This is a genomic window from Adhaeribacter rhizoryzae, assembly GCF_008629685.1.
In the GTDB taxonomy this organism is placed as follows: domain Bacteria; phylum Bacteroidota; class Bacteroidia; order Cytophagales; family Hymenobacteraceae; genus Adhaeribacter; species Adhaeribacter rhizoryzae.
In genome coordinates, this window is sequence record NZ_VWSF01000002.1 from 173,483 (window position 1) to 188,490 (window position 15,008).

Annotated in this window: 9 protein-coding genes; 3 read left to right on the top strand and 6 right to left on the bottom strand. The window is 43.5% G+C overall.

The features are described from left to right. Positions 1–10: 10 nt before the first annotated feature. The 3 genes from F0145_RS03870 to F0145_RS03880 form a co-directional block, all read right to left on the bottom strand. Positions 11–559: a hypothetical protein gene (locus F0145_RS03870; RefSeq protein ID WP_150086988.1), complete on the bottom strand. Its 549-nt coding sequence runs from the start codon at positions 557–559 to the stop codon at positions 11–13. A 352-nt stretch (positions 560–911) separates the two neighbouring features. After that, positions 912–1,466 carry a pyridoxamine 5'-phosphate oxidase family protein gene (locus F0145_RS03875; protein WP_150086989.1) on the bottom strand — a complete coding sequence of 185 codons (555 nt, stop codon included), beginning with the start codon at positions 1,464–1,466 and terminating at the stop codon, positions 912–914. 149 nt (positions 1,467–1,615) lie between these two features. Continuing rightward, positions 1,616–2,692, bottom strand: coding sequence for a winged helix DNA-binding domain-containing protein (locus F0145_RS03880; protein ID WP_150086990.1), 1,077 nt, complete (start codon positions 2,690–2,692; stop codon positions 1,616–1,618). 368 nt (positions 2,693–3,060) lie between these two features. On the opposite strand from F0145_RS03880, the gene F0145_RS03885 reads away from it, so the two are divergent. Next, positions 3,061–5,043, top strand: coding sequence for a tetratricopeptide repeat-containing sensor histidine kinase (locus F0145_RS03885; RefSeq protein ID WP_150086991.1), 1,983 nt, complete (start codon positions 3,061–3,063; stop codon positions 5,041–5,043). 203 nt (positions 5,044–5,246) lie between these two features. Here the strand turns inward: F0145_RS03885 and F0145_RS03890 are convergent, their stop codons facing one another. Beyond that, the gene (locus F0145_RS03890; protein ID WP_150086992.1) at positions 5,247–5,780 is read right to left on the bottom strand and encodes a hypothetical protein; all 534 of its coding nucleotides are present in this window, start codon (positions 5,778–5,780) and stop codon (positions 5,247–5,249) included. 439 nt (positions 5,781–6,219) lie between these two features. Here F0145_RS03890 and F0145_RS03895 point away from each other — a divergent pair, with 439 nt between their 5' ends. Continuing rightward, positions 6,220–6,891 carry a toll/interleukin-1 receptor domain-containing protein gene (locus F0145_RS03895; protein WP_223815804.1) on the top strand — a complete coding sequence of 224 codons (672 nt, stop codon included), beginning with the start codon at positions 6,220–6,222 and terminating at the stop codon, positions 6,889–6,891. Positions 6,892–7,125: 234 nt separating this feature from the next. Here the strand turns inward: F0145_RS03895 and dnaE are convergent, their stop codons facing one another. After that, positions 7,126–10,752: a DNA polymerase III subunit alpha gene (gene dnaE, locus F0145_RS03900; protein ID WP_150086993.1), complete on the bottom strand. Its 3,627-nt coding sequence runs from the start codon at positions 10,750–10,752 to the stop codon at positions 7,126–7,128. Between the two features lie 232 nt (positions 10,753–10,984). On the opposite strand from dnaE, the gene F0145_RS03905 reads away from it, so the two are divergent. Then, entirely contained in the window at positions 10,985–12,331 is a 1,347-nt protein-coding gene (locus F0145_RS03905; RefSeq protein ID WP_223815805.1) for an MFS transporter, read from the top strand. Between the two features lie 335 nt (positions 12,332–12,666). Here the strand turns inward: F0145_RS03905 and F0145_RS03910 are convergent, their stop codons facing one another. Then, positions 12,667–14,997 (bottom strand): LysM peptidoglycan-binding domain-containing protein, encoded by a 2,331-nt coding sequence (locus F0145_RS03910; protein ID WP_150086994.1) that lies wholly within the window; start codon positions 14,995–14,997, stop codon positions 12,667–12,669. Between the last annotated feature and the right edge of the window lie 11 nt (positions 14,998–15,008).

A 15,008-nucleotide genomic window follows, 5' to 3' on the forward strand; every position in this document is an offset into this window, starting at 1 on the left:
AAGATTTAAATTAATGATTATGTTTTACGATAGAAATGGGTTTTTTGTCACGCAGAATATGAGAAAACTTATTCATGTCCTGTTTATCTACGGGTTCTTCGTCTTCCAGAAAGTCACTCCAGTTTTCAACCTTTAGGCGTTTATTACCAGAAAACTCATTAGACGTTAACACATAACTACCTTTTTGTACCGTAACGCCATCTATTACTTTGTCGGGCTTAGAGCGGCCAAACACCTGCACATACATGGTATCGGTAGGGCTAATAAAAGCCAGGCTAATGCCCGGCGATACTGCCGATTCGGTAAAAGTAAACAGATTGGTATCTTTTTCAAAACTCAGGTGCGGGTCGGTTACCGTCTTAGGATCGCGCAACGAATAAATCCGGTACTGGAAGTTATTAATTACGGCATCGGTTAAAGGTTTGCCGGTTTTATCCAGCAAAACAAACGAAATACCTTGCCGGGAAAAACTTTGCGCCCAAACCAAACTGGCACTTATTGCTAACAATATTACTACTAAACCTGCCTTTTTACCTTTTGTTTTAATTAGTTTTACCATTTTACTTTTAATATTTACAATTTATACAAATACGCCGCCAATTGCTGTTTACTGCCATTCTGTCGTGTTACCGGCTTTTACCAAACCCCTGATTATTTTCCAGCCTTTATATAAAACTACTGCCAATACACTTAGCTAGATAAACGCGCGGTTTAGTGGTTTAGCATGAACTCCAGAATATTTAGCCGTATTGTTGTCTAAATTTTGCCTTTCGTAAACGCCAATATACGCCCTTAGCAGTACAATACAAACTTAACAAAATCCTCGCCAATTAAGCTTGCATTCGGTTTTTAAGTATTATGTTCTTTAGGTGTTAATGATGTTAATAATTGATAAACAGTTAATTGTGAATTTAATCCTGCAGGCCCAAGCTGGTGGGTAAACCATCCAGGCTTACCAGGTTCTTTTCCTGCACATAGGCCTGCAAGCCAGCCGGGCCTTTTTTCCGGGCCCAGTCGAAATGAATATCGCGTTCGCCTTCGTAACTGAACAAGGGTACGCCAAAGCCACAGGAGGTTTGCACCAGATTAATGTCGGCAATAATAAGTTGGCGGGTGCTCGGGTAAATTTTAAAATGCGGGGCAAAAGTTTTCCATTCTTCAGAACCCGGTAGCACGGTTTTACCTTTGCCGTACAGCCTTAAAATAAGCGGAGCGCCGGCAAACGAGCAAAACATAAAGGTAATGCGGCCATTTTCTAAAGTGTGCGCCGAAGTTTCGTTGCCGCTGCTAATTAAATCCATATAACCCACCTGGCTTTCGGATAGTACCCGGAAACAGTCCAAACCTTTCGGCGATAAATTAACGTGCCCATCCGGATTTATAGGAGCCGTACCGACAAAAAAGATATGCTGCTGCTGTATAAATGCCTGGTGCGCCGGCTTAATAGAATCGTGAAATTTGCCCATGGCTTTGTAACTGTTGCGGAATTATTGATTAAAACGTTGAACCAGAAAAGTAATAATTTGAATAGCGGTAAACAACTGATTTGGGAGAAGTGGTTAAATATTGCTTTTGCCGAAATATTCTTATTATGCCTCTTGTTTTACTTACTTAATTAAAATTGAATATCCGGATTCTTCTGCAGAAAACTACTGTACTTTTGGGCGGCTTGCTGTAGTAGCGAAATATTATTAGTAGTTGGTTTGTCAAAGAATTCGGTTTCTATTATTGCCGTATCTTTATTAATAGTCCGTTTCCATAAGCCAGTTACTTTGCCGTCCGTTACCACCATGGGCCGGAATAAACCATTATTCGAAATAGCTTTTTTATGATATTCGGATAGTAACACCGCTGTCCGGTCTTTGTAGCTAATAATAAATTCGTCGAAAGCAGGTAAAAAATAGGGGCAGGTTGGTTTGCTGGTGAAATTGGCCACGGCCGGACTAAACCAATACGTACCAGCATTTATGGTTTCGGCAATAAAATTAGCTTTTACGGCTTCTAAAGCCTTTCGGGCATCAGTTATAGGTAAACCAGACCACCAGGCAAAGTCTTGTACAGTGGCCGGGCCATGGCTTAAAAAATAAGTATTTGCCAGTTTAGCCAGCGTTTCGGCGCGGGTTAAGCTTTGTTTTTGGGGTACTCGTTTGGCCAGCAGCGCGTAAGTTTGTTTGTTTTTTTGAACCGGGCCGCTGCAAATAATAGCGTCCTGCTCAGCGTGCATTAATAAAAGCGAAGCCCGATTATTATCGGTAATAATTCCGGATTGGCGCAATTCAGCGGCTAAAGCTTCGCGGGTTAAACATTCGGCTTGGGCTAGGGCTTTTTCCAGGACAGCATTGCTTTTAGCAATCAGGGCATCTGTTAATTCTAACTTTTTAAGCCACGGTTTCATGACGCTTTTAATTTGGGGCGCCGATAAGGCCAGCAGCGGGTAAATATCTTCCGCTGAAACAAAATGCCAGGTGGGTCTCAAAATATGCGTCCGGAGAATTTTACCTTCGTTTAGGGCGGCTTCTATCTGAGCTTCGGTGGAATTGGGTAGCCGAACGCCAATGGCCCAATTACCCATCGCAAAATCCTGGGCTTGTATAGCCCCCAGCCAACTAACAATTTCCTGGGCAGAGGTAAATGGGGTACCGCTAATTTGCTGATTGTAGAGCCGGATATTTCCGATTTCTGTTAATTCCATAATTTTATCTGATGTTACGCAATATTTGCTTGTATATAGCTTATTTTATATGGTATCTACATCTGTCATTCAGGAGGAAACTATTTGGCTGCCTACTACATAGGTTCCTCCTGAATGACAGATGTGGGTTACTTAAACCTCCATTTTTTATGTTTACTTAACATCAGTTATATGAACATACTAAAATAAAATATTAAATTTTAGGAAGTTTCTGCCGTGTTAACTGATAACACCTGCCACAGTGATTAATTTATAAGCCATAAATTAACTACTGATTGATTAGCCAAACCGACTTTACGAAACAATTTATAAGAATTAGAAAGAAAGTTTTATCTTCCATTTAGAAGTCTGAATTGATATTTATTTATATGAAGGCGAGTTATACTTTAAATATTTTCCTCCCCCAAAATGGCCGCTTACTGGCTGTTTTATTGATGCTGTTATTCTTGTTGCCGGCGTTTACGTTTGCCAAAATTAGTAATAGCCCGCAGCCCGACAGCAATTTGGTGAAGCAATTGCTGGATTCGGGTTATGTACTGGAAAGCATTAACCCAAAGGCCGCTTTAAAAATTTACGCCGAAGCCAACCAGGTAAGTAAAAAAATAAATTATGTGCTGGGCCAGGCCAAAGCTTTGCACTACAGCGGCATTGTTTACTCCGACCGCAGTGAATATCAGCCGGCATTATTGCGGTACCAGGAAGCTTTAAAACTTTATCAGGAAATAAATTTCCAGCGGGGTATTGGAGCCTGTTATACTAACATGGGTAACCTATACCGGTACCAAAGTAAACTGGACAGCGCCTTAACTTATTACCAGTTTGCCATTAACTTTTTTAAACAATCAGCGCAGCTAGATGCATTATCTATGGCTTACGGCAATGCGGGCGGTATATTTCAGCAGATGCAGCAATACGAGAAAGCTTATGATTATTTTACGCAATCAGAAAAGGCGGCAGCGCAGGTAAAAGATTCTTTGACTTTGTGCCGGGCGCTTATAAATCAGGGTACGGTGCTAAACGACTTAAAGCAATTTCAAAAATCCATTAAAATAAATAACCAGGCCTTAAAAATTGCCGAACTGATTCAGGATGATTACGGGCTGCAGCTTGTTTATATAAATTTTGCTGACCATTATAAACGAGAGAAACAATTTGCCAAAGCCATAGCGTTTGGCCTGAAAGGTTTGCACTACGCCTTAAAGTTGGCAACGCCCTATGATGTAGCCGATATTAAAAAAAGATTAGGCGATTTATACCTCGAAACTGGCAATTATGATAAAGCCAAAACTTTTTACTTGGAAGCCATAGAACAATCGGAAAAGATAAAAGCAACCGATATTTCGGCTTCTATTTATACCTCTTTGCATAAGCTTTATGCCGCCACCGGCGATTATAAACCGGCTTATAAATACCAAACCTTAGCTCAGCAATACCAGGACAGTATTTTGGGCGAGAAGCAGGTAAAAATTATAAATGAACTGGAGGTAAAATATCAGTCGGTGCAAAAAGATAAGGAGCTGGCGCAAAAGCAACTGCAACTACAAAAAAGCCGGCAATATATTATTTACAGCATAGGCGCCTTTTTAATTGCTTTATTGGTGGCTACGTTGCTTTACCTGTATTTTAATTACAAGCGTAAGATTTACGACAAACAATTAAAAGCAGTTCAGCAGGAAAAAGAAATTCAGGTGTTACAAGCCTTAATGCAGGGCGAAGAAAAAGAACGGACCCGCATTGCCCGCGACCTGCACGATGAAGTAGCCGGTATGCTGGCTGCCGCTAAAATGCACATGAATTCTTTGGTGTTGCAGGCCCAGGAAATTATCCAACACAAAGGTTACCACCAGGTAGTAGACTTGCTGGACGAAGCTTCGGTTTCGGTACGGAAAACAGCGCACAACTTAATGCCCGAAGTATTAATACAACATGGCTTAGATAAAGCTTTGCGCCGCTTTTGTACCAATATCAGCAACGATAAACTTTTGGTGGTGCAATACGATTCTTGGGGCGAACTTGGCCGGTTCTCGGCCAGTTTTGAGTTATCGGTTTACCGCATTGTGCAGGAACTGTTGAATAATACCATTAAACATGCCAAAGCTACTGAAGCTATTGTACAGTTAAGCCTCCAGAATAAGATGCTTTCTATCACAATTGAAGACAATGGCGTAGGCCTAAATAGTAATAATTCTTCCGGCGATGGTATGGGTATGAACAGCTTGCGCTCGCGGGTAAATGCGCTGAAAGGAAACATGGATGTTACTTCCGAAAAAGGAGCAGGCGTAAGCGTTTACCTGGAGTTTGATACCACGGAATATACATTGGAACCAGCTAGGGAAAAAATTAAAGGGTAATGGAAGAATATTCTATCTGTATACTTCAAGTTTGAGCGAAGCGGTAACTTGGAGTAGAAATATTGGCAAGTTTTCAACTTGCGCCAGTTACAAACTGGCTGGATAAAAGCCACAAGTTACGCTGTCGCTAAACTTGCGGCATGTGGGTTGAAGTTACAAACTACATCCGGTTAATCAGTACTGACCACGGAGAGAATGAAAATTTAATTACCAGTTAAGGTATATTTTTTTAAATTTTCTCTGTTAAGCGCATACACTGCCGCAATACCATTTATCTTAATTTTAGTTTTTTTATTTGCCTCCACAATGGTACCTGCTATAGCACCGGGAATAGTAAATACAACTGTTCCTACTCTGGCCAATTCGCCGCGGGAGAAAAACTGGCCTTTGCCAGCAATCCCATAGCCAAAAATAGCTCCAAAAGCAGCGCCGCCCAATGTACCGCGTAAGGCTCCGCGGCCTGCACTATTTTTTCTTTTTACTTCTATCCTGCTTATAGAAGCACTTCTTATAACCTGTATTGCATTGGGCGCTATTAAATTTTTATTCTTTAAAAAAGATTTATCAATGAATTGAATGGTAGAATCGCCAGTAGTTATTATGGCTCCTTTTAAAGGAATTGCGCTGCCGAGTAGATATATGACGCTTATGTATTTTACTTTTGAAACATCCGTTATCTGGGCACCTACATGGCTAAAAGTGAAGCAAAAGAGCATCAGCAGAATAAAAGCTTTCATATACAAACTTCAGGAAGTGCAAATGATATAATCAGGAAAATTTATTCAGATACTTGTTCTAAATGTAAATTATAAATCTTTGAACTAAGTTTAAACTTAAGCAAGAATAATTTATAAGATCTGGGCCTTACGAACCTCCAGAATAAGTTTAGACTCAGGTTCTACTTTCGTTCTGTGGGGCACAGCCTAAGGAGAAGATAAATCTTCATTATATGGGAGAATATTCTATCTGTATACTTCAAGTTTGAGCGCAGCGGTAACTTGGAGTAGAATTGTTGGCAAGTTTACAACTTGCGCCAGTTACAAACTGGCTGTATAAAAGCCACAAGTTACGCTGTCGCTAAACTTGCGGCATATATTTTTTTGTTATCATAGTAAATAAAAAAACAATTAAATTGTGTCAGGAGATAACACCTAATACCGCAGAAAATAATATAGTGTGAAATACAATTACGAATTTAGATTTCGTGAAATAGGAAAACCTTATTTTACTCCATGGATGCCTGTTACAGAAGAGAATAGTAAAACGGATGGTAAAAGCATTACAATTCAATTACCAAAACATGGTGGAATTGAAACAGGGGATATGCAAGTAAGAGTTGCTGCTGATCCATCTACTAATCGCCCGGCAGGTTTAATCCTTCATAGTAATGCGCCTTACACTTCAAAGATTAATCCGGATATTGATTTATCAAATTTTTATGAGTTTGAAGTCGCTTTGTCTTTTGCAGGGGAAGATAGAGACTTTGTTAAATGTGTTGCGGCAAAACTTAAAGATAATGGGGTTAAAATCTTTTATGATGAGTATGAACAAGTAAACCTTTGGGGTAAAAATCTATATGAACATTTAGATCAGGTTTACAGAGTTAAATCTAAATTTTGTGTAATATTTATCTCTAGAAACTACAAAGATAAGCTTTGGACAAATCATGAGAGGCAAAGTGCACAAGCTAGAGCATTTCAAGAGAATGAAGAGTATATATTACCTTTTAGGTTAGATAACACAGAAATTCCTGGGCTAAGACCTACAATAGGTTATTTATCTAAAGAAAATACTTCATGTGAGCAACTTGCAATTGCCATTTATAAGAAAATAAGGAGTATTGGATAAAGGTGACTACCCGCAGTGTTAGGTGTTTTTTCCACTTTGGCGCGGATGTTATTTTCGTGACTTTCAATAATCTCAAGCTGAATTTTTTATAATATCTCCAGCTAATTCTTCAATAACAAAAAATAAGCTACTCTAATAAGTCACGGAAGTAACTTCCGCGCCATAGTGTGCTATATTGATAGCCGCCGTGTCAGGTGTTTTTCACCTGACACTTACTGGCAGCAAAGTCAAAATTTACAACAACTTACAAGTCCCGATATTGTTCTCTTTAATTTTTTGAATAAAGGTTTTCGGGTCGATGCGGTACTTGCGGGAGAACATTTCGATGGAGAGCCTTTCGGTCGGGTCGATCAGCATTAGTTCGAGTTTTTTGCCGCCCGGCGATGTTTGGGCGGCTTCCTCAATCCGGTCAATCAGCAGGTCGTTTAGGGTTTGAATATCGATATCCAGGCGCACACCGTTGGCCATTTTATCGGTTAAATCGCCCAGTAACTGAATATTTACCGGTTTTAATTCCCATTGGTCTTCGGTTTTGTAACGCAACTGCACTTTGCCTTTGATAAACACAAACATGCCTTCGCGCAGGTACTGGGCAAACTTTACAAAGTCTTCGCCAAACAAAGCCATGTTCAGGGTAGAGTCGTAATCTTCGAGCGTAAACAAGGCAAAAGGGTTGCCGTTTTTGGCAGAAGTCCGGATTACCACATTCGACACAATCCCCGCTACGTTTACGTCCTTGCCCTTGTATTCCGTAACTTTATCTAAAGAGCAGGTGCAGTACGAATCAATTTCCAGGCTGAACTGATCTAGCGGGTGACCGGAAATATAAAAGCCTACTACTTCTTTTTCGCGCCGCAGTTTTTCGGTGGGCGTCCAGGGGGCTACTTCGGGTACTTTGGGCAGCGGGGCAGCTACGGCCGCGCCCCCGCCAAACAGCGATTGCTGGGCGGCACTGGCTTCGGCCTGGTGGTTGTTACCAAACCGGACGGCTTTTTCAATTAGGTTTTGGGTTTCGCCTTCGGCTAAATCTAAATATTGCGCGCGGTGGTATTTTTCGAAAGAATCAAAAGCACCGGCCTGGGCCATACTCTCGAAGGTTTTCTTGTTTACCGCCCGCAGGTTTACTCGTTTGGCAAAATCAAAAATATCCTGGTAAGGGCCATTTTTCTCGCGTTCTTCCAGAATAGCTTCCACGGCTGCTTCACCGGTGCCTTTTATCGCACCCAAACCAAAACGGATAGCGCCTTCCTGGTTGACGTTAAATTTATAGATCGATTCGTTTACGTCCGGCCCCAGCACCTGTACGCCTTGCTTGCGCGCTTCCTCAATAAAGAACGTCACTTTTTTAATGTCGTTCATGTTGTGCGTCAGCACGGAGGCCATGTATTCGGCGGGGTAATGGGCTTTTAAGTAACCGGTCTGGTAAGCAACCACCGAGTAGGCGGCGGAGTGGGAGCGGTTAAACCCGTACTGGGCAAATTTCTCCATTACATCAAATACCTCGGAGGCTTTCTTCTCCGGTATTTTATGAATTTCCTTGGCCCCCTTGATAAACTTTTCGCGCTCCTGGGCCATCTTTTTCATGTCCTTCTTACCCATCGCGCGGCGCAGCAAGTCGGCGCCACCAAGTGAGTAACCGGCCAGAATTTGCGCGGTTTGCATAATCTGCTCCTGGTACACCATAATACCCTGCGAATAATTCAGGATGGGTTCCAGGAGTTCGTGCGGGTAATCTACCTCTTCGCGGCCGTGCTTCCGGTTAATAAAGTTCGGGATGAACTGCATCGGGCCGGGCCGGTAAAGGGCGTTCATGGCAATTAAATCTTCTATATTCGTCGGCTTCAAATCCTTCAGGTACATGCGCATCCCCTCAGATTCAAACTGGAACGTGCCGATGGTATCGCCGCGCTGGTAGAGTTCGTACGTTTTCTCGTCGTCCATCGGAATCTCATCAATGTCGATATCAACGCCGTGGTTCCGCTTAATTAAAACTAAAGCATCTTTAATAATGGTCAGGGTTTTGAGGCCCAGAAAGTCCATCTTCAGCATGCCCGCCGATTCAATTACCTTACCGTCGAACTGGGTAACTAATAAATCAGAATCTTTGGAGGTTGAAACCGGAATGTAATTGGTAATATCGTCGGGGGCAATAATTACGCCGGCCGCGTGAATACCCGTGTTCCGAACCGAGCCTTCCAGCTTTTCGGCCAGCTTCAGGGTTTTGGCCCGTAAGTCGTTGCCGTCGCGGATGGATTTTAGTTCGGGGCTTTCTTCAAAGGCTTTGGCTAAGGTAGTGCCCGGCGCATCCGGTACCATTTTGGCCAGTTCGTTGGCGTCGGATAAAGGCAGTTCCAGGGCCCGCGCCACGTCTTTAATACTGGATTTGGCCGCCATGGTACCAAAGGTAATAATCTGGGCTACCTGCGTTTTGCCGTATTTATCAACCACGTAGTCGATTACCCGCTGGCGATTTTCGTCGTCGAAGTCAATATCAATATCGGGCATACTTACCCGCTCCGGATTCAGGAATCGCTCAAAGAGCAAAGAATATTTAATTGGGTCGATGTTGGTGATACCCACGCAATAGGCAACCGCCGAACCCGCCGCCGAACCCCGGCCCGGACCAACGGCTACGCCCATGCTGCGGCCTTTGTTAATGAAATCCTGCACAATGAGGAAGTACCCCGCAAAACCCATGGTTTCAATGATCTGCAGCTCGTAATTTAAGCGCTCCTCAATTTCAGGGGTTATGTCGACGTAGCGTTTTTTCGCGCCCTCAAAAGTTAGGTGGCGGAGGAATGCATCGGGCCCGGCGTGTTCGGCCGGAATGGGGAAGTTGGGTAATAAAATATCGCGCTGCAGTTTGGGCGGCGTTATTTTATCAATGATTTCGTTCGTGTTGTCAATGGCTTCGGGTACGTCGATGAATAATTTATTCATCTCGGCTTGGTTCTTAAAATAAAACTGGTCGTTGGGGAAACCAAAACGGGTTTTAGTACCCATTTCATCAATCTTATTTAAAGCACTGCGCACCGAAGCATAATTAGAATATTTACTTCGGACATTATCCAGGGTGTCGTAAATTACCTCGTTGCTGTCGGTCAGGAAGCGATAATATTTGGTAGAGAAATCGCCAACGGGCATACTCTGGTCTTCGCCGGTATTTACGCACAATAAAATATCGTGCGGGCTCCAATCATCCTGCTCCACGTAGTGCGAGTCGTTGGTGGCAATGGTTTTTACATTGTATTTCTTGGCCCATTTCAGCAGCACCTGGTTTATGTCTTCCTGACTTTTGCCGGTGTTGTCAATATTTTGCAGGCCGTGGCGCTGAATTTCGATGTAATAATCTTCGCCAAATAAATCGAGCCACCAGCGGAATATTTCTTCGGCTTCTTCCTCGGTTTTCCAAAGAATGGCTTGCGGCACTTCAGCCCCGATGCAGCAAGAAGTGGCAATTAAACCTTTTGAATATTTCTGTAAAAGTTCTTTATCGATGCGGGGCCACTTGCTGTACAAACCCTCGATGTAGCTGAGCGAGCACAGTTTAGCCAGGTTTTTATAGCCGTCCTGGTCTTTGGCCAGCAGCAACTGGTGGAAGCGATTGTCTTTAACCTCTTTGCTGAACTGCTTTTTAAAGCGGTCTTCTACCAAATAAAATTCGCAGCCTACAATCGGCTTCACGTTGTATTTATTCGCTTCGGCTACAAAGTTAAAAGCCCCGAACATATTGCCGTGGTCGGTCATGGCGACGGCTTTCATGCCATCGGCCTGGGCTTTTTTCATCAGGGCGCTAATGCTGGCTTGGCCGTCGAGTAAAGAATATTGGGTATGGCAGTGTAAATGCGAGAAATCAGGCACGCTTCTTAAATTAAGAATTAAAAATTATGAATGATGAATTGCTTTTGGGGCAATTAGAGCCGGCCTTGGGGCAAGCTTCCGGATATTAAAATTAATAAAAATTAGGCTTAGGCCCAAGCTAAATAATGTTTGTATCTGGCTTACAACGATAATAAAATTTTATGCTACCAGATTTGTTTTAGCACCGTATTTACTACGCTACAGGTAATTGTTTAACAAGAATATATTCCGGATGAGTTCCACCCTTCCCAATACCACTACCCGCCGCCAGGTGCCTTTATCGGAAATGTTCCGGGCTTTGCAATACAAAAATTACCGGTTGTTTTTCAGCGGGCAGGGTATTTCGCTGATTGGTACCTGGATGCAGCAAATTGCCATGAGTTGGCTGGTGTACCGCCTCACCGATTCGGTTTTTTTATTAGGTATTCTGGGTTTCGCCAGCCAGATTCCATCTTTTTTACTCGGTCCGTTTGCCGGTGTGTTATCCGACCGTTTTAATCGCCATCGCATTTTAATATTTACGCAAGCTTTATCAATGGTGCAAGCCTCCGTGCTGGCAACCCTGGTACTAACCGAAAGAGCCACTACGGGTTGGCTGATTGGCTTAAGTGTGTTTCTGGGTATTGTGAACGCTTTTGATGTAAGCGCCCGGCAAGCTTTTGTGGTAAGTTTAATTCCAAAACGTGAAGACGTGAGCAATGCTATTGCTTTAAATTCTTCGATGTTTAATATGGCGCGTTTGGTGGGGCCTTCAATAGCGGGAATATTAATTGCGGCGGTAGGTGAGGGTATGTGTTTCTTAATAAATGCCATTAGTTACGTGGCCGTTATTTTGTCTTTGCTATTAATAAAAGTAACACCGTTCGTACAGTCTAAAAAAGATGCCCAAATTTGGCGTTCGTTAAAAGAAGGATTTGGTTATGCCTTTGGTTTTCCGCCTATCCGGGCCATTATTTTGTTAATTGCTTTAATCAGTTTGTTCGGCATGCCTTTTAGTGTGCTGATGCCCGTTTTTGCCCGCGATATATTGCACGGTGGCGCTAATACGCTGGGTTATTTAATGGGCGCTTCGGGCATTGGGGCTTTGCTGGGCGCTTTGTACCTGGCGCAGCGCTCCTCCGTTTTGGGCCTGGGTAAAATAATAATTGGCGCTACCTTACTCATGAGTTTGGGGTTGATTTGTTTTTCGTTTACCCAAAGTTTGTGGCTGGCCTTAATATTTATATTTATGACCGGCTTGGGCATGATTGTACAGATGGCCGCCAACAACACCATTTTGCAAACCATTGTGGATGATGACAAACGGGGCCGGGTTATGAGTTTTTATTCGATGGCCTTTATGGGCATGGCACCCTTTGGCAGTTTAATCGCCGGGGCGGTAGCCGATAAAATTGGGGTGGCTTATACTTTTTTAGGCTGTGGTATTATGTGCTTCCTCAGTATTATTCCGTTTGCCATTCAGTTGCCCAACTTACGCAAATTGGTACGGCCTATTTACGAACGATTAGGCATTATTCCCCAGGTGGCTACCGGCCTACAATCGGCTACTGCTTTAACAACGCCGCCGGAAGACCAATAATTTGCAGCTATGTTAATTAAAAGGTAAAAACAAGTGAATTTGTTAATTGTTAACTTTAGAAATAGTGCTAAATAGCATTGTTCAGCTACTATTATATAGAAAAAACCATGTCATTCCGGAAGAATCTATTGCTTAGAAAGGCAAATAGGTAATCATTGATATTTCGATACTTACCTGTATAGCCCTTTATACAATAGATTTTTTCAATATGACATAAATACTAATGATTCAGAATAATCAAAAATAAGCTTCCAACTGTATATTAGTATCACCTACAAACAAGAAGGCCAAATATTTGAATATTCGGCCTTTTTGTTTTAAGCTACTGTGGATTTTTAATTACGGGTAGCGGCGGCAGTTTTAATGACCAGACGCTCACCTGGTTTTACGTTAAAATCGGGTTTGTTATTCCACTCCATTATTTCTTTAATGGTAACACCATAGCGACGGGAAATCTGGTACATCGATTCGCCGGCCGAAACGGTGTGGGAAACCGGACCGTTGGCGTAGCTGCTATTGCTGGCAATGGGAGCTGCAGCAGCTTGTGCCTGCGGTTTATTTACCGGTACCGTTGAATAGCTGGTTGAAGTTACCGGCGGGGCAACCAATTTCAGGTTCTGGCCAATCGCTAATGGCATTTCACCCAAGTTATTCCAGGTTTTCAGATCCTCTAAAGAAACTTGGTACATTCTGGAAATAGCATACAAGGTTTCGCCTTTCGCTACTACGTGTACACCCGGGTTTTGTACCGGCTGCGCTGGAGCCTTCGCTGGTTCTTTGTAAATGGAGGTCGAAGCGGTAGTTTTAGTAGGCGCGGCAGCTACGGGTTCTTTTAATCTTACGGCTGGTTTGGTAGCCGGCGTTTCCACCGCAGTAGTTTCTGTGGTCGCATTCGAATCGGCAGCCATAGGGGTATTATTTGCGGGTGAAGTTGTTTCGGCTACCGGGGCAGGCGTTTTGGTTCTGCTATAAACCAAAGGCACGGTTGGCTTATTTACCGGCTCAATTTGCTTATCGATATTAGCAGATAAAGAATCACCGGTTTCATCGGCTTCTTCGTTGGTCTGGGCAATGGCTTCATCTAGCGATGGCTCGGCTGGGCCCGGAGTCGCAATGGTAGTTGCAGCCTCATTATTGCTGGTTTCTGCCGTTGGTGTTGCCGCAGGTGCTGGTCTGGTTGCTACCTGGGGTTCGGCTACTGGTTCAGGTGTAGCGGGTACTTCCACTTCCTGTACTTTTGCCGGTTTCTTTTTCACGCCAAACCATTTATTCAAGCGTTTTTCCAAGGCCGAAGCTATCGACTTTTCTTCGTCGCGGTTTGAATCAGCAGATTTGTTTTCGGTATTAGCTTTTGCCGGATCGTCGTTTTGGGCCAGAATTCCAGGTTGAGCCGGAGCTGGGGCATTATCGGGGTACGTTTTCTGGAACTCAACCGGCGTATTAGCCGGACGGCGGCGCTGCATCCACAACAAACGGCCTTCGGCTAAGGTTTCGGTGGCTTTTAAACGGTTGTAGAACAAAAGCGAGCGTACTTTTACGCCGTGTTGCTGCGCTACCTGGTGAATGGTTTCACCTTGCTTTACCACGTGGTACGGCACATCGGCTTTGCTGTGTTTGGTCTCCAAATAATAGGCTTCGCCGGGTACAATCGGGTCGAAACTGTACATATCGTTGTACATCAGGAAGCGCCGGGCGGGCATATCGGCTTCGGCGGCCAGTTTATCTTTGGTATCGCCAGTGCGGGCAATAATTACTTTCAGGTTATTTTGTTTTCGGAATTCGCGCTTACCGGTTTGCTCCACAACGCTGTTACGGTTGCCGGTACGGTTAGAAGCATATATTACCGACTGCTGATCGGGGTTGGTTACCGGAATGAGTATGGTATAGGTTTTATCGTAAGGAATAGCCCGGCCGTGCAACCACTTATTGTATTTCTGGAGTTCGGCTTCGTCGGTTTGGGTTTCCATCGCAATTTCGCGGAAGCTTTTACCTGCCGATGCGGTCATTTCCTGTAATAAAATGCCGGGAGCCGGGTTGCGGCCCACGTAATTACTGAAAGCTACTTTGTGCGCCAAAAAAGTAAGAATATACGGGTGCGTTCTTTCCGTAACTTCCATTTCTTTCTTGTTGAAATCATTAGGTTTGGCGTAGCCTTTGGCACCGGTTAAACCCAGGTTATAAGATAACAAGGTGTTGTGCCAGTTTTTATAATAAACATTGTTGTGCTTTACCAAATAGCGCGCCGCACTGCGCGTAGATTCTATAATATGCTTCCGTTCGTCTACCTCCTGGTTTATCTGTAACTTTTGGTCCGAGGCGGCTTCTTTTTTAAACTGCCAGAAACCTACGGCGTTGGAGGTCGAAACTGCATCCGAAACCAGGCCGCTTTCCTGCAAGGCTAAATATTTAAAATCATCGGGTAAGCCTTCTTCCCGGAAAATGCGCTCAATAATCGGGAAATACGTATCGGCCCGGTCTACTTTGGCCTGAAAGTAAGTCGGGTATTTGGTTAAGGCATCTACCTGCCTTTGTATTTCCTGTTGACCCCGGTTATTAACCCGCAGGTGCTGATCCGCAAAATAAATATCCGAAGGAACAATAATGTTTTGGGCATTGGTCAGCAAGCTGATACAGCTTAGGAGGAACAAAATGGTACCTTTTCGCATAATAACAGGCT

Coding starts and splice junctions, on each gene's coding strand:
- F0145_RS03870 (WP_150086988.1), bottom strand. CDS start 559: ATGGTAAAACTAATTAAAACAAAAGGTAAAAAGGCAGGTTTAGTAGTA.
- F0145_RS03875 (WP_150086989.1), bottom strand. CDS start 1,466: ATGGGCAAATTTCACGATTCTATTAAGCCGGCGCACCAGGCATTTATA.
- F0145_RS03880 (WP_150086990.1), bottom strand. CDS start 2,692: ATGGAATTAACAGAAATCGGAAATATCCGGCTCTACAATCAGCAAATT.
- F0145_RS03885 (WP_150086991.1), top strand. CDS start 3,061: ATGAAGGCGAGTTATACTTTAAATATTTTCCTCCCCCAAAATGGCCGC.
- F0145_RS03890 (WP_150086992.1), bottom strand. CDS start 5,780: ATGAAAGCTTTTATTCTGCTGATGCTCTTTTGCTTCACTTTTAGCCAT.
- F0145_RS03905 (WP_223815805.1), top strand. CDS start 10,985: ATGAGTTCCACCCTTCCCAATACCACTACCCGCCGCCAGGTGCCTTTA.
- F0145_RS03910 (WP_150086994.1), bottom strand. CDS start 14,997: ATGCGAAAAGGTACCATTTTGTTCCTCCTAAGCTGTATCAGCTTGCTG.